The 19,370-nt window shown below is 67.2% G+C and carries 18 protein-coding genes; 7 read left to right on the top strand and 11 right to left on the bottom strand.

Annotated features, from left to right (window positions below; translation table 11 throughout):
* Positions 1-228: 228 nt before the first annotated feature.
* The 4 genes from ACPFMA_RS13010 to ACPFMA_RS13025 all read left to right on the top strand — a co-directional run bounded on the left by ACPFMA_RS13010 (position 229) and on the right by ACPFMA_RS13025 (position 3,492).
* The gene (locus ACPFMA_RS13010) at positions 229-1,143 is read left to right on the top strand and encodes an SDR family NAD(P)-dependent oxidoreductase (RefSeq protein WP_205884571.1); all 915 of its coding nucleotides are present in this window, start codon (positions 229-231) and stop codon (positions 1,141-1,143) included.
* A gap of 126 nt (positions 1,144-1,269) precedes the next feature.
* Positions 1,270-2,469, top strand: a complete 1,200-nt coding sequence (locus ACPFMA_RS13015; protein WP_425930436.1) for a cytochrome P450 — start codon at positions 1,270-1,272, stop codon at positions 2,467-2,469.
* A gap of 17 nt (positions 2,470-2,486) precedes the next feature.
* Entirely contained in the window at positions 2,487-2,651 is a 165-nt protein-coding gene (locus ACPFMA_RS13020; protein WP_201164793.1) for a rubredoxin, read from the top strand.
* A gap of 46 nt (positions 2,652-2,697) precedes the next feature.
* Entirely contained in the window at positions 2,698-3,492 is a 795-nt protein-coding gene (locus ACPFMA_RS13025; protein ID WP_425930437.1) for an enoyl-CoA hydratase/isomerase family protein, read from the top strand.
* Between the two features lie 118 nt (positions 3,493-3,610).
* On the opposite strand, the gene ACPFMA_RS13030 is transcribed toward ACPFMA_RS13025, so the two are convergent.
* The 9 genes from ACPFMA_RS13030 to ACPFMA_RS13070 are packed head-to-tail and all read right to left on the bottom strand — an operon-like array spanning position 3,611 to position 13,436.
* Positions 3,611-4,807, bottom strand: coding sequence for an acetyl-CoA C-acetyltransferase (locus ACPFMA_RS13030; RefSeq protein WP_425930438.1), 1,197 nt, complete (start codon positions 4,805-4,807; stop codon positions 3,611-3,613).
* Between the two features lie 22 nt (positions 4,808-4,829).
* Positions 4,830-6,083, bottom strand: a complete 1,254-nt coding sequence (locus tag ACPFMA_RS13035) for an acetyl-CoA hydrolase/transferase family protein (RefSeq protein ID WP_425930439.1) — start codon at positions 6,081-6,083, stop codon at positions 4,830-4,832.
* A 49-nt stretch (positions 6,084-6,132) separates the two neighbouring features.
* Positions 6,133-7,317, bottom strand: coding sequence for a CaiB/BaiF CoA transferase family protein (locus ACPFMA_RS13040; protein ID WP_425930440.1), 1,185 nt, complete (start codon positions 7,315-7,317; stop codon positions 6,133-6,135).
* An 11-nt stretch (positions 7,318-7,328) separates the two neighbouring features.
* Positions 7,329-8,327: an NAD(P)H-dependent flavin oxidoreductase gene (locus tag ACPFMA_RS13045; protein ID WP_064301401.1), complete on the bottom strand. Its 999-nt coding sequence runs from the start codon at positions 8,325-8,327 to the stop codon at positions 7,329-7,331.
* A complete protein-coding gene (locus ACPFMA_RS13050; protein WP_064301400.1) occupies positions 8,320-8,796 on the bottom strand; it encodes a PaaI family thioesterase in 477 nt (158 codons plus the stop codon). The genes ACPFMA_RS13045 and ACPFMA_RS13050 overlap by 8 nt, the downstream gene beginning before the upstream one ends.
* On the bottom strand, positions 8,793-9,272 hold the full coding sequence (locus ACPFMA_RS13055) for a PaaI family thioesterase (protein ID WP_064301399.1): 480 nt from the start codon (positions 9,270-9,272) through the stop codon (positions 8,793-8,795). The genes ACPFMA_RS13050 and ACPFMA_RS13055 overlap by 4 nt, the downstream gene beginning before the upstream one ends.
* Before the next feature lie 18 nt (positions 9,273-9,290).
* Positions 9,291-10,067 carry an enoyl-CoA hydratase gene (locus ACPFMA_RS13060; RefSeq protein WP_064301398.1) on the bottom strand — a complete coding sequence of 259 codons (777 nt, stop codon included), beginning with the start codon at positions 10,065-10,067 and terminating at the stop codon, positions 9,291-9,293.
* A 42-nt stretch (positions 10,068-10,109) separates the two neighbouring features.
* Positions 10,110-11,759 (bottom strand): electron transfer flavoprotein-ubiquinone oxidoreductase, encoded by a 1,650-nt coding sequence (locus ACPFMA_RS13065; RefSeq protein ID WP_425930596.1) that lies wholly within the window; start codon positions 11,757-11,759, stop codon positions 10,110-10,112.
* Between the two features lie 54 nt (positions 11,760-11,813).
* A complete protein-coding gene (locus ACPFMA_RS13070) occupies positions 11,814-13,436 on the bottom strand; it encodes an MFS transporter (protein ID WP_425930441.1) in 1,623 nt (540 codons plus the stop codon).
* A 160-nt stretch (positions 13,437-13,596) separates the two neighbouring features.
* Here ACPFMA_RS13070 and ACPFMA_RS13075 point away from each other — a divergent pair, with 160 nt between their 5' ends.
* On the top strand, positions 13,597-14,394 hold the full coding sequence (locus tag ACPFMA_RS13075; RefSeq protein WP_201163891.1) for a crotonase/enoyl-CoA hydratase family protein: 798 nt from the start codon (positions 13,597-13,599) through the stop codon (positions 14,392-14,394).
* 20 nt (positions 14,395-14,414) lie between these two features.
* Positions 14,415-15,650 (top strand): CaiB/BaiF CoA transferase family protein, encoded by a 1,236-nt coding sequence (locus ACPFMA_RS13080; RefSeq protein WP_425930442.1) that lies wholly within the window; start codon positions 14,415-14,417, stop codon positions 15,648-15,650.
* A 35-nt stretch (positions 15,651-15,685) separates the two neighbouring features.
* Here ACPFMA_RS13080 and ACPFMA_RS13085 read toward each other — a convergent pair whose 3' ends face one another.
* Positions 15,686-16,462 (bottom strand): hypothetical protein, encoded by a 777-nt coding sequence (locus ACPFMA_RS13085; RefSeq protein WP_425930443.1) that lies wholly within the window; start codon positions 16,460-16,462, stop codon positions 15,686-15,688.
* A gap of 31 nt (positions 16,463-16,493) precedes the next feature.
* Positions 16,494-18,194 carry a HAMP domain-containing methyl-accepting chemotaxis protein gene (locus ACPFMA_RS13090; RefSeq protein ID WP_425930444.1) on the bottom strand — a complete coding sequence of 567 codons (1,701 nt, stop codon included), beginning with the start codon at positions 18,192-18,194 and terminating at the stop codon, positions 16,494-16,496.
* Between the two features lie 208 nt (positions 18,195-18,402).
* Here ACPFMA_RS13090 and ACPFMA_RS13095 point away from each other — a divergent pair, with 208 nt between their 5' ends.
* The gene (locus tag ACPFMA_RS13095) at positions 18,403-19,248 is read left to right on the top strand and encodes an oxidoreductase (RefSeq protein WP_064301392.1); all 846 of its coding nucleotides are present in this window, start codon (positions 18,403-18,405) and stop codon (positions 19,246-19,248) included.
* Positions 19,249-19,370: the final 122 nt, after the last annotated feature.

The raw sequence follows: 19,370 nt of genomic DNA on the forward strand, positions 1-19,370 counted from the left end.
CTGCCCTGCCAGCCAGTGAAGCCCTGGTAGATCCGTTCAGTCCCCGAACGGACCCCACGACCCATCAGGCACCTGCGGGGTTGATCTTCATGCTAGCAGCTGTTTTTATATGGGAACAGCGTTCATGGTTATGATCGCGGATTGCCGCTTGCCGTCAGCGTAGTAGACGGGCTTGCGGCAGAGCGTCGTCCGTTCGGACGGTGTATCTCTTGATCGAGGGGCTTTGAGATGGGTTCGATGGTTGAAGGCAAGGTGGTCCTGGTAACGGGGGCCGGTGGCGGTATCGGGCGCGACATCGCCCTGCAGATGGCGCAGCAGGGCGCGAAGGTCGTGGTCAACGACGTCGGCGCCTCGGTTTCGGGCGAAGGGGTCGATGTCGGCCCGGCCCAGCGCGTGGTCGACGAGATCCTGTCGGCCGGCGGCCAGGCGGTGGCCAACACCGACAGCGTGTCCGACCCGGCCGCCGCCGCGCGCATGGTCGAGCAGGCGGTGCAGCAGTTCGGCCGGATCGACTGCGTGGTGAACAACGCCGGCATCCTGCGCGATCGCTTTTTCCACAAGATGACGGCCGAAGAGTTCGACGCCGTGCTCAAGGTCCACCTCTACGGTTCCTTCTACGTCAGTCGCGCGGCGGCGAACTACTTCAAGGAACAGGAAGCGGGCTGCTTCGTCCACATGACCTCCACCTCGGGCCTGATCGGCAACCTCGGCCAGGCCAACTACAACGCCGCCAAGCTGGGGATCATGGCGCTGTCCAAGTCGATCGCCCTGGACATGCAGAAATTCAACGTGCGCTCCAACTGCGTGGCGCCGTTCGCCTACAGCCGGATGATCGGTGCGATTCCGACCGACACCCCGGAGCAGCAGGCCCGGGTCGAGAAGATCAAGCAGATGACCCCGGCCAAGATCGCCCCGATCTGCGTCTACCTGGCCAGTGACCGGGCGGCGGAGGTCAATGCCCAGGTGTTCGCGGTGCGCAACAACGAAATCTTCCTGATGAGCCAGCCGCGGCCGATCCGCTCGGTGCAGCGCTCCGAGGGCTGGACCGCGGAAAGCCTGGCCGAGCATGGCATGCCGGCGCTCAAGGGCTCGTTCATCCCGGTCGAACGCTCCGGCGAGGTCTTCACCTGGGACCCGGTCTGAGCCCTTGCGGGCCGTCGCGAGATCAGCCCCCGGGTTGATTCGTGGCGGCTCGTGTTGTACAAAAATGCGAACGATGTTCCTAAAACAACAATAAGAGGGAAATGATTTCCCTCCATGGAGCCTGCAATGAGCTATCCCGCACACTGGGTCGTTCCCGGCCATGTCCCCGCCGACCGCGTGGTGGACTTCGACTTCATGCACCCACCCGGTGCCGAAACCGACGTCCACGCCGCCTGGAAGACCCTGCACGACGGCCCGGACGTGGTCTGGTCGCCCTACAACGGTGGTCACTGGATCGCCACCCGGGCCCAGGACATCGAGACGATCCAGAAGGATGCGGCGCGTTTCTCCCATGTCCGGGTCACCGTGCCGCGCAGCGAGGACGTGCAACTGGTACCCCTGGAGCTGGATCCGCCGGAGCACGCGGCGTACCGGACGCTGATCACCCCGTCCTTCCTGCCCCAGGCCATCGCCTCGATGGAGGAGGATGTGCGGGCGCTGACCATCGAGCTGATCGAAGGCTTCAAGGCCCGTGGCGAATGCGAGTTCGTCGGCGAATTCGCCAAGATGCTGCCGATCGTCATCTTCCTGCGCCTGGTGGACCTGCCCCAGGACGACCGCCTGCAATTGCTGGAAATGGCCGAGCTGTCGGTGCGGGGCGACCTGCAGGAACGCCAGCGCTCCCAGGGCATGCTGATGGGCTATATCGGCAAGTGGGTGGAGGAACGCACCCGCAACCCGGGCAACGACCTGATCAGCCTGATCGTCAACGCCAGGATCGACGGGCAGCCGATTTCCCCCGAGCGCATGTTCGGGATGATGATCGTGGTGCTGTTCGGCGGCCTGGACACCGTCGCCGCCATGATGAGCTTCATCTGCCGCTTCCTTGCCGAACATCCGGTCGAGCGCCGGCGCCTGGCGGCGGAGCCCGAGCTGATCCTCACCGCCGTCGACGAACTGATCCGCCGCCACGGCGTGACCAACACCGCCCGGGTGGTGGTGCAGGACACGGCGTTCAATGGCGTGCGGCTCAAGCGGGGCGACCAGATCCAGGTGCCCAACGCCCTGTTCGGCCTGGACGAGCGGCGTTTCGCCAACCCGATGGACATCGACCTGGGCCGCAAGCCGGTGGTGCATGCCGCCTTCGGCAACGGTCCGCACCGCTGCCCGGGCTCCTTCCTCGCACGCACTGAAATCAAGGTGTTCCTGCAGGAGTGGCTCAAGCGCATTCCCGAATTCGAGATCAAGGCGGGTGAGCAACCGCGCTGTGCCTCCGGCATGGTCAACGGCATGCTCCACCTGCCTTTGCAATGGCACGTGGCCTGACGCCCGGGGAGCGAGCGATGAAGAAGTGGCAGTGTTTTTTCTGTGGATTCATCTACGACGAAGCCGAGGGCTGGCCCGATGAAGGCATCCCGGCAGGCACCCGCTGGGAGGACGTCCCCGACGACTGGGCGTGCCCCGAATGCGGTGCGGCCAAGGGCGATTTCCAGATGGTCGAGATCTGAGCCGCGGCAAGTGCCGTAACCCCTATAACGTGGAACGAGGCAACTGATGGACTTTTCCAACTACCAGGCGCTCAAGCTCGAGCGCGACAACGGTGTACTGACGATCACGCTCAACCGTCCCGAAACGCTCAATGCGATCGACGACGACATGGACAAGGAACTGGCCCGCGTGTTCATCGACGCCGGCCATGACCCGCTGACCCGGGTGATCATCTTTACGGGCGCGGGGCGTGCCTTCAGCGCGGGCGGCGACATCGAGGAAATGCAGCGGGTCATAGACGAGCCGCAGCGTTTCGTCGACAGCATGCGTCGCGGCAAGCAGATCGTGTTCTCCATGCTCGACTGCCAGAAGCCGATCATCGCCAAGATCAACGGCCACGCCATCGGGCTCGGCGCGACCCTGGCCCTGTTCAGCGACATCTCCTATGCCGCGCTGCCGGCGAAGATCGGCGACCCGCACGTGGCCGTCGGCTTCGTTGCCGGTGATGGCGGGGCGGCCATCTGGCCGCAACTGGTCGGCTACGCCAAGGCTAAGGAATTCCTGTTGACGGGGGACCTGCTGTCCGCCGAACAGGCCGAGCGTATCGGCCTGATCAACTATGCAGTGCCTCCGGAGGAGCTCGATGGCCGGGTACAGGAACTGGCCAGCCGCCTGGCCAATGGTGCGGCCAATGCCATCCAGTGGACCAAGGCGTCGATCAACATTGCCCTCAAACAGGTGGTCACCTCGGTGATCGATGCATCGCTGGCCTATGAGGCGCTTTCCAACCAGACCGCGGATCACCAGGAAGCGGTCAACGCCTTCCGCGAGAAACGCAAACCGGTGTTCAAGGGCTGCTGATCTGCGTCCTTCCGAGAGCCTGCTTCGGCAGGCTTTTTCGTTGGGCGCGGCACAGGACAAGGGCATCGGGACCCAAAAAGCCCAGCCGCCGGACCAGGGCCGGCGGCTGGGCTTTCGTTCAACTGCGCTCGAAGATCGCGGCCAGACCCTGCCCACCACCGATGCACATGGTTTCCAGACCGTAGCGCCCCTGGCGTCGCTGCAACTCATGCAGCATCGTGGTCAGCATGCGCACACCCGTGGCGCCGATCGGGTGACCAAGGGAAATGCCAGACCCGTTGACGTTAAGCCGCTCGGTATCTTGCCACTCCAGCCCCTTCAACACCGCCAGCACCTGGCAGGCGAACGCCTCGTTGATTTCCATCAGGTCCATCTGCTCCAGCTTCAACCCGGTCCTGGCCAGCAGCCGCTGCACGGCCGGCACCGGGCCGATGCCCATCCGCGACGGCTCGCAGCCGGCCGCCGCCCAGCCCACCAGGAAGCCCATGGGTTCCAGGCCCAGTTCGGCCAGCTTGTCCTCGGCGACGATCAGGCAGGCGGCCGCCGCATCGTTCTGCTGGCTGGCGTTGCCGGCGGTGACTGTGCCGCCAGGCAACAGCGAGCGCAACTTGCCCAGGCTTTCCAGGCTGGCATCGGCACGAATGCCTTCGTCACGACTGAACAGCAGCGGCTCGTCCTTGCGCTGCGGCACGCTGACCGGCACCACCTCGGCGTCGAAACGACCGTCGGCCCAGGCCTGGGCCGCGCGCTGGTGGCTGCGCAGGGCGAAGGCGTCAGCGTCGGCCCGGGAGATCCCATGGTCCTGCGCCAGGTTCTCTGCGGTCTCGATCATGCCGGAGATATGGCCGAAGCGAGCTTCGGGCTGGGAGCGTTCGCGGCCACGTTCCAGGCGGTCGTGCAGGGTGACGCTGCCGGAGCGCGAGCCCCAGCGCATGTCGGTGGTGTAGTACTCGATATTGCTCATGCTTTCCACGCCGCCGGCGACGACTACGTCGGCGGCGCCGGTCTGCACCATCATCGCTGCGCTGAGCACCGCCTGCAGTCCACCGCCGCAGCGGCGGTCCAGCTGCATGCCGGGGACCGTGACCGGAAGCCCGGCCTGCAGGCCGATCCAGCGGCCCACGCAGGGGGTTTCGCTGTTGGCATAGGACTGAGCGAAGACGATGTCGTCGATGCGCGCAGGATCGAGGCCGGTGCGTTGCAGCACCGCATTGACGACCTGGGCGCCGAGGTCCTCGACGGTGATGCTGCGCAGGCTGCCGCCGAAGGTACCGACCGGGGTGCGCAGGGGGGCGACTATTGCTGCTCTTCTCATGGTGTCTCTCCAACGGGCCGGCTCAAAGGCCGGCGGCTGCTTGTTCCAGCTGTTCGCGGAACTGGGGGTGGGCGATTTCGATCATGCGGCGGGCCCGCTGCCTGAGACTCAGGCCACGCAGGTCGGCGACGCCGAATTCGGTGACGATCAGCCCGGCATCGCACCGGGGCGTGCTGACCGGGCCGTTCAGGTGGCTGACGATCCGGCTGTTCTGGCCGGCGCTGGAGGGCAGGGCGATGATCGGCAGGCCGCCCCGCGAGCGGTGCGCGCCGCGCAGGAAGTCCACCGCACCGCCCAGGGCGCCGACATAGTTGCCCGCGACGCTTTCGGCGTTGATCTGGCCGGTGAGGTCCACTTCGATGGCCGAATTGATCGCTACCAGGCGGTCGTGGGCCGCGAGCACCTGCGGGTGGTGGGTGTAGTCGGTGGAGCGCATCTGGATGAGCCAGTTGCGGTGGGCGAAGCGGTGCAGCGAGCTGCTGCCCATGAGCACCCCGGCGACCGTCACCCCGGCGTCCTGGGTCTTGCGCGAGTTGGTGATGACGCCCCGTTCGATGAGTGCGGCAACGCCATCGCCGATGGTGCCGGAATGCACCCCCAGGTCGCGGTGGTCGGCCAGTGCCTGGACCACCGCCTCGGGGATTGCGCCGATGCCCAGTTGCAGTGTCGAGCCGTCCTCGACCAGGCCGGCCACCCGCTCGGCGATGCTGCGTTCCACCGGGCCGGGATCGACCGCCGGGGTCTGTAGCGGCGCCCGCTCGGTATGCAGGATCGCGTCGAGGTCTTCCTCGTAGAGGTAGCGCTCGCCGAAGGTCCAGGGGCAGGCCTGGTTGACCTCGGCGATGACCACCCGCGCGGTTTCCAGCGCGGGCAGCAGGTACTCGTGGGCCAGGCCGAGGCTGTAGCGGCCGTGTTCGTCGGCCGGGGCGAGCTGCAGCATGAGCACGTCGATGCGCAGCGCGCCGCTGCGGATCATGCGCGGCAGCTCGGAGTAGTGGCAGGGCAGGATCTCCAGTACACCGGCCTTGGCCAGCTGGCGGTTGGCGCCGCTGCCGCAATAGGAGACGAAATCCAGGCTGTCGGCGTGTTCCGGGCGGCAACTGTCGCTGTTCGGGATGCCCAGCATGAGGCGCAGGCGACCCAGGGCATGGCGCTGCTCCACCAGTGCCTGGGTCAGCGGCAGCGGTTCGGCGTTGGCCTGTCCCCACATCACGGTGTCGCCCGGGCGGATCAGGGCGCTCAGGTCCAGGTTGCTTTGAGTCAGGAGCATGGTCATGGGTGCGTTCTTCAGTGTGGGCGATGTTCGTCTTGTCGAGGCGGTGCCGTCACCGCCCGAGGGGCGGGCGGCCACGCGCGTCGTCCTCTTCAGGGGCACGGACCAGCGCGCCTGACCGGTACAGGGCGTCACGGGCGTCCGCGTCCAGGCCCAGTTCCGCGAGGAGCAGGTCGTTATGCTCTCCCAGCCGCGGAACATGGAGATCGGGGATGCAGGGTTCGTTGCGGAACCTGAGGGCGCCGGCGTAATGCATGGCGCCTTGCTCGTCCTCGAGCAACATCGCCCGGGCCTGCACGTGCGGGTGTCGCAGCGCCTGGCCCAGATCCAGTACCGGCGCCGCACTGACCTGATGAGCGTCCAGCCAGCCCAACCAGTGTTCGCGGCTGTCGCTGGCAAAGGTACGCTCGAGGAAATCCCGCACGACCTGCTGGTCCCGGCCGACAGGTCCCACGGCGCAGGGAATCAGGTCGGGCCGTCCCAGTGGCGTGAACAGCCGACGGCAGAAATGCAGCTCGCGACCGCCCAGGCAGAGCCACTGGCCATCGGCGCAGCGGTAGGCGCCGAGCATGGCCAGGTCTTCCTGGGCGGGCATCGCGGTGTCGTGCGCCTGGCCGAGCGCCCGGCGCAGGGCATAGGGCCGGGCATTGAGCAGGCTGTCGTGCAGGGCGATATCGAGGTAGTCGCCGACCCCGCTCTCCCTTGCGCGCAACAGGGCCATGAGGATCGCCGCGAGGCCCGTCAGCGAGCCGACCAGCGCCGAGACGGGCACGCCGCCGGTGACCGGGGTGCCATCGGCGGCCCTTGGCAGCGAACCGCCCAGCGCCTGGACCACGCTGTCATGCCCGCCAAGGTCGCGCAGCGGACCGGTCTGGCCGAAGGCCGTCAGCGAGCAGTACACCAGGCGCGGATTGAGCGCGGACAGCGCTGCGTAGCCCAGGCCAAGTCGCTCGGCTACCCCGGGGCGGAACGATTCCACCACCACATCGGCGCGAGCGGCCAGGGCCAGGGCCACGCGCAGTCCTTGCGGATGCTTGAGGTCCAGGCAGAGGCTCTGCTTGCCGCGGTTGCAGGCAGCGAGGAAATCCCCCGGCCCCGCAGGATCGCGCCGGGCGGGATCGCCGGCCGGCGGTTCGACCTTGTTGACCCGCGCGCCGTGGTCCGCGAGGGTTGCGCCCAGAGTCGGCCCGGGCATGAACTGGGAGAAGTCCAGTACCTCTATCCCCGAGAGCTTCATGAGCGGCGCACCTAGGCCTGGCCGCTCAGTTGGCCAAGACGCTGCAGCGCCTGGCGGGCATCGTCGAGCATCTCGTCGAAGATCGCTTCCACCGGTTTGACGGCATCGGCGAACACCACCGCAGGCCCGTAGTCGAGCATGCCCAGCGAGCTGTCGCCGCTCGCGTAGGCCTGGGTCGCCAGCGCTCCGCCCACGTGCGGGCGGTACAGCTCGAAGTCGCTGGCGCCGGCGGCATCGAGGGCCGCGACCGCCTTGGCGCTGTCGTTGTTGAGGACCCGGTGGTGATCGCGCAGCCCGGTCTTGACGATGATGCTTTCGCTGCCGTCGCCGCGCACCACCTGTGCTTTGTAGTCCGGGTGGATCTGCAGCTCGCGGGAAACCAGCATGCGCGAGCCCATCAGCACCGCGTCGGCACCCATCGCCAGGGTCGCGGCCAGTTGCCGCCCGCTGCCTATGCCGCCGCCGATGATGATGGGCAGGGCGATCTCTTCTGGGGCCCGGGCGGCCTGGACCATGCTGCCGATCCCGTAGATGCCGGGGTGGCCGCCACAGTCGTTGCCGACGACGATGACCGCGTCGACCCCCAGTCGCGCTGCGGTATGCGCATAACGCACCGCCGGCACCTTGTGCAGGACCTTGATTCCGGCGTCGCGCAGGACTGGCAGCACGGCCTCGGGGCTGGCCCCCGCGGTCTCGACGCACAGCACGCCTTCCTCGGCGACGATCGCCAGTTGCTGCTTGAGCCGCTCGACCCCGCCGGCCTGCCGGGAGATGTACAGGTTGACGCCGAAGCCCTTGCCGGCGGTCAGCTGGCGGCAGCGGCGCAACTGCTCGCGGAATTCGTCCGGGTCGGGAAAACCGGCGGCGACGATGAAGCCCATGCCGCCGGCATTGACCACCGCCGCGACGTACTCGGCCTCGGACACCCGCGGGCCCATGCCGCCGCAGAGGATGGGATGGCGAATCCCGAGCATTTCGGTGATTCGGGTCTTGAACAAGGCGTCACGCATCGGGAGTCTCCAGGTGCTGGTCGGTACCGGCCAGGGCCGGATGGAGGTGTCGGGTGATGTACAAGGTGCCGCGGCCGCTGGCGACCAGCAGGCCCTCGGCGTCATGGATGAAGGCTTCGGCGCTGCAGATCCGGCTGCCCCGGTGCAGGAGGCGGCCGGTCACGCGCAGCTCGCCGAGGCTGGCGGCGCGGTGGAAGTCCACCTGCAGGTTGACGGTGCTCACGCCCTGGCCGGTGGCGGCCATCACCGCGTAGCCGCAGCCGGTGTCCACCAGGCTGCCGATGATCCCGCCGTGCACGCGCTGCAGGGCTTGGGTGCCGATGAACTCGGCGCGGCCAGGCACGCGCAGCTCGATCTCGCGCTCGTCCAGCCGCAGCACGTCGAGCCCGAGCCAGTGATTGAACGGGTTGGCCAGCACCACGGTGCGCAGCTGCGCGGCGGTCAGTGGCGAGGGCGCGTGCGCGTTCATCGATGGGACTCGCCGGAGGCGGCGCTGGCCGGTGCATCGGCGCCCATGGCACGCGGGACGAACTTGAAGGTGCCGCTGGCGGTGGCGATCAGCCGTCCATCGTGGTCGAGCAGTTCGCCGTCGCAGAATGCCAGGGTCCGGCTGGCATGGCGCAGCGTGCCCCGCGCGCGCAGGCGGCCACCGGTGCCGCCCCCGGGGCGCAGGAAGTTGCTCTTCATTTCAACGGTGACGTAAAAGCCCGGCTCCTTGCACAGGGGCCGGGTCGCCGCGGCCATGGCCATGTCCAGCAGGGTCATCATCAGGCCGCCGTGGGCCTGGCCACCGCCATTGAGGTGATGACGCTGCAGGTCGACCACCAGGGTCGGTGTTTCCGGGTGCACCTCCACCAGGACGTCCAGGTGGTCGAGGAAGGGGACTTCGAAGCGATAGTCCGCGTAGCGAATGGCCTTGATCGGGGCCGGATCGTGGTTCGACATGGCAGGCTCCGTCGGCTGTCAGCGATGCTTGAACTGGGGCGCGCGTTTTTCCACGAAGGCCGCCAGCCCTTCGCTCTGGTCCTCGGTGCCGAAGGTGACGTAGGCCATGCGGCGTTCGTAGAGGATGCCTTCGCTCAGGCTGCTCTCGAAGGCGCGGTTCACGCATTCCTTGGCCAGGGCCACCACCGGTTGGGAGAAGCCGGCGATCCGGCTGGCCAGTTCCAGGGCTTGCGGCACCAGTTCGGCCAGGGGCACGACGCGGCTGGCCAGCCCGCAGCGCTCGGCTTCCTCGGCCAGCATGGGGCGTGCGCCGAGGATCATTTCCATGGCCTTGGACTTGCCCACCGCTCGGGTCAGGCGCTGGGTGCCGCCCGCGCCGGGAATGGTCGCCAGGGTGATTTCCGGCAGGGCGAAACGGGCGTTTTCGGCGGCGATGATCAGGTCGCACATCAGCGCCAGCTCGCAGCCACCGCCCAGCGCCAGGCCGCTGACCGCGGCGATCACCGGCTTGCGGCAGCGCGCGGTGCGCTCCCAGTTGGCGGTGATGAACTGGCGCTTGAAGACGTCCATCATGTCCCACTCGCGCATCATCTTGATGTCGGCGCCGGCCGCGAAGGCCTTGTCGCTGCCCGCCAGCACGATGGCGCCGATGCCATCGTCCGCCTCGAGCTGGTCCAGCACCGCGGTCAGCTCGTCCATCAGGCGGTCGTTGAGGGCGTTGTAGGCTTCCGGCCGGTTGAGCCGGACCAGGGCAACGTTGTCGTGTCTTTCCAGGATCAGGGTGTCGAAGGTCATGTGCCGCGCTCCTCGTCGGGCGCCAAAAGGCGCCCCGGTCGATTACATGTTGGGATAGTTCGGGCCGCCGCTGCCTTCAGGGGCGACCCAGGTGATGTTCTGCGCCGGATCCTTGATGTCGCAGGTCTTGCAGTGCACGCAGTTCTGCGCATTGATCTGCAGGCGCTGGCCCGAATCCGCGTCGCCCACCACCTCGTACACACCGGCGGGGCAGTAGCGCTGCGCGGGTTCGTCGTACAGCGGCAGGTTGTGGCTGATCGGCAGGTCCGGGTCGCGCAGCCGGAGGTGGACCGGCTGGTCCTCCTCGTGGTTGGTACTGGAGAGAAACACCGAGGACAGCTTGTCGAAGCTGAGCTTGCCGTCGGGCTTGGGGTAGTCGATCTGCGCCGCGTCGCTGGCCTTCTTCAGGCTGGCATGGTCGGGGGTGTTGTCGCGCAGGGTGAACGGCGCCTTGCCGGCGAAGACGTTCTGGTCGAGCCAGTTGAGGCCGCCACCGATCACCGCGCCGAACTTGTGGATCGCCGCGCCGAAGTTGCGGCTGCGCAGCAGTTCGTCGTGCAGCCAGCTGGCCTTGAAGGCCTCGACATAGCCGTCGAGCTCGTCGCCACCCTCGCGCCCGGCGGCCAGGGCCTGGGCGACGGCCTCGGCCGCCAGCATGCCGGACTTCATGGCGGTGTGGCTGCCCTTGATCTTGGCGAAATTCAGCGTGCCCAGGTCGCAGCCGATCAACGCCCCGCCGGGGAACACCATCTTCGGCAGCGCGTTGTAGCCGCCCTTGCAGATGGCGCGGGCACCGTAGGCCACGCGTTTGCCGCCCTGCAGGTACTGGCTGACCTTCGGGTGGTGCTTGTAGCGCTGGAACTCGTCGAACGGCGAAAGGTGCGGGTTGCGGTACGACAGGTCGACGATCAGGCCGACCACCACCTGGTTGTTCTCCAGGTGATAGAGGAACGAGCCGCCGGTGTTCTCGGTGCCCAGGGTCGACAGCGGCCAGCCGGCGGTGTGCACCACCAGCCCGGGGCGGTGGCGGGAGGGTTCGATGTCCCAGATTTCCTTGATGCCGATGCCGTAGTGCTGGGCGTCCGCGTCGCGGTCGAGTTGGTAGCGGGCGATCAGCTGCTTGCCGATATGTCCCCGGCAGCCCTCGGCGAACAGGGTGTAGCGGGCCCGCAGTTCCATGCCGGGGGTGTAGTAGCCGTCCTTCGGCTGGCCGTCGCGGTCGACGCCGAGGTCGCCGGTGAGAATCCCGCAGACCGCCCCTCGCTCGTCGATCAGCGCCTCCTGCGCGGCGAACCCCGGGTAGATCTCGACGCCCAGGGCCTCGGCCTGCTGCGCCAGCCAGCGGCACAGGTTGCCCAGGGAAATGATGTAGTTGCCCTCGTTGTGCATGGTCTTGGGCACCAGGAACCCCGGGACCTTGACGGCCCGTTCCTGGTCCCTGAGGAAATAGATGTCATCCCCGGTCACCGGCGTGTTCAGCGGGGCGCCGAGGGCCTTCCAGTCGGGAAACAGTTCGTTCAGCGCGCGCGGCTCGAACACCGCGCCGGACAGGATATGGGCGCCCACTTCGGAGCCCTTCTCGACCACGCATACGCTGATTTCCCGCACGTCCTCGGCGGCCTTTTGCTTGAGCCGGCAGGCGGCGGACAGGCCGGCAGGGCCGGCGCCGACGATGACGACGTCGAATTCCATGTACTCACGATCAGACAACTAGGGACTCCTTTGCCACTTCAGGGGCGGCATTCATCACGGTGTGGAGGCGGTTTGCGCGATCACCAGGAAGTGCGAGATCGCGGGGCTCGAATCGGCCTTGAGGAACTGCCTTATGTGGTCTTCCTGGTCGCGGTCGGCGAGGGTGCTGCGTTCGCGCTGGCGCAGGAGTTCGCCCCAGGAGGCGACGATGAAGCGTTCGCTGAACTGGTCGGGGCGGGACAGGTCGCGGTACAGCAGCCAATGGCTGGCGCCATCCCGGCGGCGGGTGCTGCCCAGGCGTTGCAGCGCGCCGCAGAACGCGTCGCGGTGCTCGTCGGCGACCTGGTAGACGATCTGCACGGCGATCGGCCCGTCCTTGGCGTCGGGCTCGTGGCCGGCGGACAGATCCAGGTCCCACTGTTGCGCCGACGGCGTGACCTCGGCTTCATTGCCCATGCGTAGGGCATGGTGGCGGGTGCAGAACAGGCCGAAGACGATCAGTCCCGCGGCCAGCGTCAGGGTCCAGGACACCCCCAGCCCGTTGGCGACAGCGCCCCAGAGCACGCCACCCACGGCCATCGAGCCCTGGAAGCTGAGCATGAAGATGGCCAGCGCCCGCGCCCGGACCCAGGCCGGCAGGGCGGTCTGGAACGCGGCGCTGGTGGTGGAGTTGAAGCTGATCCAGGCGGCGCCGGCGAGGACCAGGGCCGGGCTGACCAGGTAGGCGCTGGGCACCCAGGCGGCGATGAGCATGCCGGCGACGAACACCAGGTTGGCGCCGGTCGCCAGGCGACCGTAGTCACGGATATAGGGGCGCAGGCGATTGAGCAGCAGGCCACCGGCCACGGCACCCGCGCCCAGGCTGCCGAGCAGCAGCCCGTAGCCGCCGGCCATGCCGTCGTGGCCGACCAGGGGCAGCAGGGCCCAGAGGCCGCTGGCACAACTGATGAACGCCAGGGTCCGGAGCATCTGCGCGTGCAACTGGCGCGCATGGCGGACATAGCGAACGCCGCTGCGCATGGCCGACAGCAAGGGTTCAGGTGGTGCCGGCGGCAGGGCCTCGGGGCGATAGAGCACGATGAAGATCAGCAGCACCAGCAGCAACAGGGCGATGTTCAGGGCAAACACCCAGTTGACCCCGAGGGTGGCGATGACGGCCCCGGCCAGGGCCGGACCGACCGCGCGGGCGGCGTTGTAGGCGATGGCGTTGAGATTGATCGCCGCGCCGAGGACTTCGCGCGGCACCGCATCGGAGGTCGAGGCTTGCCACGCCGGCACGCTGACCGCGCTGCCGGTCCCCAGCAGGAAGGTCAGCGCCAGCAGGCTCAGGGGGCCCAGGTTGTCGCTCAACTGCAGCAGGTACAGCGCCACCGTGGCCGCCAGCATCCAGGCGTGGGTCAGGACCAGCATGCGCCGCCGGTCGAGCAGGTCGGCGTAGACACCGGCCGGGAGGCCGAAGAGGAAGGCGGGCAGGGCGATGGCGGTCTGCACCAGGGCCACCATCAGCGGTGCCGGATCGAACGCGACCATCAACCAGGCCGCCGCGACGTTCTGCATCCACACGCACACATTGGCAGTCAGCGCGGCACACCACACCGCCCGGAACAACGGATAGCTCAACGGTGGACGGCTGGAGGTCGCCTGCAGGAGCGAGGTAGTCTGTGCGCTGGACGGCATTCAGTGGACCCCTTGGCGTTTTCGCCTATTGTTAATATTTTGAACGACGTTTAGCATTCTGAATACGCCCTGTTGGGCTGTCAATCGGCTTCTTGCACCTGCGCACCAGGTGACGGGGCCACCGATATGCGATTGGCTCGATGCCAAGGGAGCTTTCAGAATGAGTGAAACCCGTGATCCGGATGGACAAGTCACCACGCGCCAGGAAGGGCAGATCCTGCTGATCTGCGTCGACCGGCCGGAAAAGCGCAATGGCTTCACGCCGAAGATGTTCGAGGAACTGGCCAAGGCCTTCACCCGCCTGGAAGAGTCGCCGGAGCTGTTCTGCGGCCTGCTCTACGCCGCCGGGGATCACTTCACCGCCGGGCTGGACATGCCGAAGATCGTGCCGCTGCGCCAGGCCGGCAAGCCGCTGTTCCCCGCCAACGAAGCCGACCCGTTCAACCTGCGCGAGCCGCTGCGCAAGAAGCCCGTGGTGATCGCCCTGCAGGGCATCTGCTTCACCGTCGCCGTCGAGCTGATGCTGGCTTCGGACATCGCGGTGGCCGCCGACAACTGCCGGTTCTCCCAGCTGGAGGTCAAGCGCGGGATCATGGCCGGTTGCGGGGCGACCATCCGCATGGTCGAGCGCGCCGGGTGGGGCAATGCCATGAAGATCCTGCTGACGGGCGATGAATTCAGCGCCGAAGAAGCGTATCGTCTGAACTTCGTTCAGGAAGTCGTACCCGCCGGCACCGAATTCGACAAGGCCATGGAATACGCGCTGAAGATCGCCGCCCAGGCGCCGCTGGCCGTCCAGGCGACTCGCGAGAACGCTCGCCTGTCCCTGGGGCAGGGCTGGCTGACGGCGTATTCGAAGATCCAGTCGACGCAGAAATTCCTCTACAACACCGAGGACGCCAAGGAAGGGGTGCAATCCTTCATCGAGAAGCGCACCGCGCGCTTCGTCGGCCGTTGAGTCCAGGAGCAGATAACAAGATGGCTAAAGGCCCCCTGCATAACATCCGCGTGCTCGACATGAGCCGCATCCTCGCCGGCCCCTGGGCCGCGCAAATGCTCGCCGACCTGGGCGCCGAAGTGATCAAGGTCGAGCGCCCGGGCAAGGGCGACGATTCCCGTCAGTTTGGTCCGCCCTTCCTCAAGGATGAGGAGGGCCGCGACACCCGCGAGTCTTCCTTCTATATCAGTACCAACCGCAACAAGAAGTCGATCACCTGCGACATCGCCAAGCCCGAGGGCCAGGCGCTGATCCGCGATCTGGTGGCGCAGTGCGACGTGCTGCTGGAGAACTACAAGGTCGGCGACCTGCAGCGCTACGGCCTGGATTACGCCAGCCTGCGCGAGGTCAACCCGCGCCTGGTCTACTGCTCGCTGACCGGTTTCGGCCAGACCGGGCCCTATTCGCCGCGTCCGGGCTATGACTCGATCTTCCAAGCCATGGGCGGCCTGATGAGCATCACCGGCCTGCCCGACGATGTGGCCGGCGGTGGCCCGATGAAGACCGGGCCGAGCCTGGCCGACATCCTCGCCGGCCAGTACGCCGCCTACGCCATCCAGGCGGCGCTGTATGCCCGTGACGTCAATGGCGCGCCGGGCCAGCATATCGACGTGGCCCTGCTCGACGCGCTGATCGCCTCGACTTCGCACTACGCCAGCCAGTACCTGGTGTCCGGGGACGTTCCGGTTCGCCGTGGCACCGAAGGCAACGGCGGCATGCCGTCGCGGATGTTCCAGTGCGCCGACGGCGGCATCATGATCGTCGCCGGCAACAACGAGCAGTACGCACGCTTCTGCGCGGTGCTCGGGCATCCCGAGCTGGCCACCGACGAGCGCTTTGCCGAGATTGCCCTGCGGGTGGTCAACCGGCGGATCCTGGGCGAGGTCTTCGAGCCGCTGGTGGCGGCCTGGAAACTCCAGGACCTGCTTGCGGCGCTGGATGCGGCGGGGGTTCCGGCGGGGCCGATCAACGACCTGCAGCAGGTGTTCGCCGATCCGCACGTCCAGGCCCGCGGCATGTGCGTGGAAAGCCGTCATCCGCTGGCCGCCGACGGCAAGGTCAGGCTGGTGGCCAACCCGGTGAAGTTCTCGGCCACGCCCATCGACCGCTACGACGCGCCGCCGGTCCAGGGTGCGCATACCGAGAGCGTGCTGGGCGAGTTGCTGGGGATGGATAGCGTGCGCATCCAGGCCCTGCGCGAGCGCGGCATCGTCTGAGCCCGGTGCCGGGGCGGCTCGCTGCCCCGGCGCTGTCATTGACGGAACAGCAACAGCGCTTCCGGCACCTGGCTGAAGTCCCGGGTGTTGCCGATCCGCGGTATGGCGCGGGCTGCCGCTTCCGGCTGGAAGGCATGGCAGGCGCCGCGCAATGCCTTGACCGGATCGCGGCGCAGGCTGCGCAACTGGTCGACATCGAAGCGCCGCGCGGTCGCGATCAGCGCACAGATCTGCAGGACATAGGCGCCCTCCAGGGCATCCCCCACCAGGACCTCGGCCACCCAGCGGGAGAATCCCTCGCCAAGCGGGTGCCCCTGGTATTCGGCCGGGGCGACCAGCACCGAGTCGCGTCCCGCCCAGTGCAGCAGCGGCTGGCCATCGAGCCGGACGACGAGCTGGCTGACGCCGGCCTGGGCATCGCCGATCTCGACATCGTATTGGCGCGTGGTCGTGCCGCGACAGGCATGGTTCAGGGCCAGCCAGAGCAGGTCATGCAGGTGCGTGCAGTGCAGGCGCGGATTGGCGTGGCCGCGAAAGCGCCGGCGATCGCAGCCGATCCCGATCCCGAGGAAGGCCTGCAGCAGCGCCGGGGCTTCCGGGCAGGCGTCGGTGGGCACCCGCAGGCTACGGGCGCTGACGGCCTGCAAGTGGCGGCCGTCATGCTCGATGCGCAGGCGAAAGGCATGGTAGTCATCCTCCATGTCCACCTCGACCGCACCCGGGCTGCCCTGCAGGCGAATGCGCCGGCGGAAGCAGCCGGCGCCATACGCCGGGTTCGGTGCCACCTGGGGAAACTCGTCGGAGTCGATCATGTGCTGCTCCCGCCGTTCGTGTGTCCTGGGGTCAGATCCGGAACTGCCCGACTTCTTCGCGCAGGCGTTGCGCGAGCGAGCTCAGGTCGGTGGAGACACCCGACGTCTGCTCTGCGGCCGCGCGGTTGGTTTCGCTCATGTTCGCCACGGTCTCGATGCGCTGCGCCATGTCCTGCGCCGCCGCATTCTGCTGGCTGATCGCGGTGGCGATCAGGCCGACGGCCTCTGCCACCTGCAACGAGGTGCTGCGGATCGTGTCCATGCGCTCGGAGGCCTGTCCGGAAAGGGCCTTGCCGTTGCCGACCTGGGCGCTGACGCGGTGCATGCCGGCCATGGCATCGGCGGCGGCGGTCTGCATGGCCGTGACCCGGCCGGCGATTTCTTCCGAGGAACCGCTGGTCCGGGCGGCCAGTTGCCGGACTTCGTCGGCCACCACCGCGAAACCGCGCCCCAGGTCACCGGCACGGGCGGCCTCGATGGCGGCATTGAGCGCCAGCAGGTTGGTTTGCTCGGCCACTTCCTTGATCACCTGCATGACCAGGGAGATGCGGTTGGAGTGCTCGCCCAGGGCCTCGATCAAGCCCTGGGCGCTTTCCACGGTGGTGGAAATCGCGTCCATTTCATCGTTGTTGCGGGCAATGATCCGGGTGCCCTGGGCGGCGCTGTCACCGGCGTCGTGCGCGCGCTCCCGGGCATCGTCGGTGTTGCTGCTGATATGGCCGATGCTGGCGCTCATCTGCTCGATTGCGGCGGCGATGACCGTGGCCGCTTCGTTCTGGTTGATCGACGAGTCGTGGACTCGCTGCGACGCCTGGCGGGCGTGCTCGGCCATTTCACCGAGCTGTTCGGCATTGCGCAGGACGCTGCCCAGGGCCTGCTGGAGCTTGTCCAGCAGGCTGTTGAAGGCCGCGGTGGTCTGGCCGACTTCGTCGTGGCCGCGCACCCCGGCGCGCAGGGTGAAGTCGTTGTCGCGGGCGACGGCGACGATGGTCTGGCGCATTTCCTGGAGTGCCCCGACGATGCCCCGGGCGATCAGCCAGGCCGACACCAGCAGGCCGGCCAGGGCCAGGCAGAAGATACCGGCGATCAGCCATTGCGCGCGCTGCTGCTGCTCGATGCCTTGCAGCCTCGCCTGCGCCGCGGCGACCTTGTTCATCTCGATCAGCCGATCGAGCTGCCCGCCGAGGGTGTTGAGCGCCCCCTGGGACGTGCGGTCAAGGCCGATGATCTGGCTCATGCCCTGGCGCAGGCGTCCCCAGTCGTGGGTCTCGCGCAGTTGTTCGAGCACCGCGTTGATCTGGCTGTTGGTATCGAGAAAGTTCGACCATTCCTGCTGCAACTCCTGCCAGGCGGCGTCTTCCTCGGCGCTCTTGGGCAGCGCCGAGTAGGCGTCGAAGGCCGCTTGGGTGCGGGCTTCGGAGCGTTGTTTGTCCTCGCCGACCGAGGTGTAGAAGTCCCGCGCCTCTTCGAGAATGGGCGTCTTGTCGACGATGTTCTCGAACGGATCGAGGTTCCAGGAAATCATCTCGCGGGTGGCGTTCACCGTGGTCAGCTGGCCCAAGCGCAGGCTCAGCAAGTGTTCCACCGCCGGGGCGCGCTGATTGCCGAGCAGGTCCAGCTGCCGGCCCAGTTGCTGGACGCCATGCCAGCCGCTTGCTCCCACCAGCAACAGCATCAGCGAGGAGAAGAGGGCGGTGATGGCGAGTTTGGTTCTGATCGAGAGAGAACGCATGGTGTGGATGCCTGTGTTCGAGGGTCCGCGCGCATCGGTCCTGGCGTCGGGACGGCGTGCGCATTGTTGTTATTGAGTGCGGATTATTGAACGACGTTTCTTTATGTGTCCATGCTTTTGATTGGCGGTATTGTGAATATCGTTCCTTTATGTGTATGTTGGCGACCGCTAATCGCGTTCATCCCCTATAAGAAAAAGGAGCTACCCAATGCCTGCTGCGCTGCGGAAATGGTTGATCACCGGTGTGTCCAGCGGTCTGGGCGAGGCGCTTGCCAAGGCCGTCCTGGCCCGTGGCGACACTGTCGTCGGCACGTTGCGCAAGCCTGAGCAGACCGCTGATTTCGAGGCCCTGGCGCCAGGTCGTGCGCACGCCCTGGTGCTGGACCTGCGCGATTTCGCCGGTGTCCTGGAGACGGTCGGCGAGGCCGCGCGACGCCTGGGTGGCATCGATGTGCTGGTGAACAATGCCGGATACGGGCTCGCGGGCGCGCTGGAGGAAGTCAGCGAGCACGAGGCGCGCGAGCAGATGGAAACCAACTTCTTCGGCGCCCTGGCGGCAACCCAGGCGGTGTTGCCGGGCATGCGTGCCCAGCGCTGGGGCCATGTGGTGAACATCACCTCGATGGCCGGGTTCATGGGCATTCCCGGCATGCCGATCTACAGCGCCTCGAAGTTCGCCCTCGAAGGCCTGGGCGCGGCGCTGGCGGCAGAGGCGGGCGAGCTGGGCATCCGCGTCACCAACGTCGAACCGGGCGCGCTGCGCACGCGCTGGGCCTCGGGCAATGCCATCGTCCGCTCCGCCCGGGTCATCGAGGATTACCAGCAGACCGCCGGTGCCGTGCGCGGCGGCCTGGCGAAGATGGACGGGCGCCAGGATGGCGATCCGGACAAGGCTGCGCTGGCGATCATCGCCGCCGTCGATGCCGAGCGCGCGCCCTTGCACCTGCCGATTCACCCCAGCGCCTGGAATGCCTTCAAGTCGGTACTGCAGACCACCAGCGAACAGCTGGACGACTGGCGCGAGGTCAGTGAAAGCATTCTGTACGAGCGCTAGCTGCAGCCCTGCGGCGTGATCGGTGATTGACAAGATTTGTAGTGTATACAAATATGTGAACGTCGTTCATTTGAACTGGGCGACTGAGGTTCGAACCTGGTGTTCGCAACGCCCGGCAAGAC

The organism is Pseudomonas sp. NyZ201, from assembly GCF_049860765.1.
GTDB classification, from domain to species: domain Bacteria; phylum Pseudomonadota; class Gammaproteobacteria; order Pseudomonadales; family Pseudomonadaceae; genus Aquipseudomonas; species Aquipseudomonas bharatica.

Bases quoted from the DNA above. Each gene is read 5' to 3' on its own strand.
- ACPFMA_RS13010 (WP_205884571.1), top strand. From the start codon at position 229: ATGGGTTCGATGGTTGAAGGCAAGGTGGTCCTGGTAACGGGGGCCGGT.
- ACPFMA_RS13015 (WP_425930436.1), top strand. From the start codon at position 1,270: ATGAGCTATCCCGCACACTGGGTCGTTCCCGGCCATGTCCCCGCCGAC.
- ACPFMA_RS13020 (WP_201164793.1), top strand. From the start codon at position 2,487: ATGAAGAAGTGGCAGTGTTTTTTCTGTGGATTCATCTACGACGAAGCC.
- ACPFMA_RS13025 (WP_425930437.1), top strand. From the start codon at position 2,698: ATGGACTTTTCCAACTACCAGGCGCTCAAGCTCGAGCGCGACAACGGT.
- ACPFMA_RS13030 (WP_425930438.1), bottom strand. From the start codon at position 4,807: ATGAGAAGAGCAGCAATAGTCGCCCCCCTGCGCACCCCGGTCGGTACC.
- ACPFMA_RS13035 (WP_425930439.1), bottom strand. From the start codon at position 6,083: ATGACCATGCTCCTGACTCAAAGCAACCTGGACCTGAGCGCCCTGATC.
- ACPFMA_RS13040 (WP_425930440.1), bottom strand. From the start codon at position 7,317: ATGAAGCTCTCGGGGATAGAGGTACTGGACTTCTCCCAGTTCATGCCC.
- ACPFMA_RS13045 (WP_064301401.1), bottom strand. From the start codon at position 8,327: ATGCGTGACGCCTTGTTCAAGACCCGAATCACCGAAATGCTCGGGATT.
- ACPFMA_RS13050 (WP_064301400.1), bottom strand. From the start codon at position 8,796: ATGAACGCGCACGCGCCCTCGCCACTGACCGCCGCGCAGCTGCGCACC.
- ACPFMA_RS13055 (WP_064301399.1), bottom strand. From the start codon at position 9,272: ATGTCGAACCACGATCCGGCCCCGATCAAGGCCATTCGCTACGCGGAC.
- ACPFMA_RS13060 (WP_064301398.1), bottom strand. From the start codon at position 10,067: ATGACCTTCGACACCCTGATCCTGGAAAGACACGACAACGTTGCCCTG.
- ACPFMA_RS13065 (WP_425930596.1), bottom strand. From the start codon at position 11,759: ATGGAATTCGACGTCGTCATCGTCGGCGCCGGCCCTGCCGGCCTGTCC.
- ACPFMA_RS13070 (WP_425930441.1), bottom strand. From the start codon at position 13,436: ATGCCGTCCAGCGCACAGACTACCTCGCTCCTGCAGGCGACCTCCAGC.
- ACPFMA_RS13075 (WP_201163891.1), top strand. From the start codon at position 13,597: ATGAGTGAAACCCGTGATCCGGATGGACAAGTCACCACGCGCCAGGAA.
- ACPFMA_RS13080 (WP_425930442.1), top strand. From the start codon at position 14,415: ATGGCTAAAGGCCCCCTGCATAACATCCGCGTGCTCGACATGAGCCGC.
- ACPFMA_RS13085 (WP_425930443.1), bottom strand. From the start codon at position 16,462: ATGATCGACTCCGACGAGTTTCCCCAGGTGGCACCGAACCCGGCGTAT.
- ACPFMA_RS13090 (WP_425930444.1), bottom strand. From the start codon at position 18,194: ATGCGTTCTCTCTCGATCAGAACCAAACTCGCCATCACCGCCCTCTTC.
- ACPFMA_RS13095 (WP_064301392.1), top strand. From the start codon at position 18,403: ATGCCTGCTGCGCTGCGGAAATGGTTGATCACCGGTGTGTCCAGCGGT.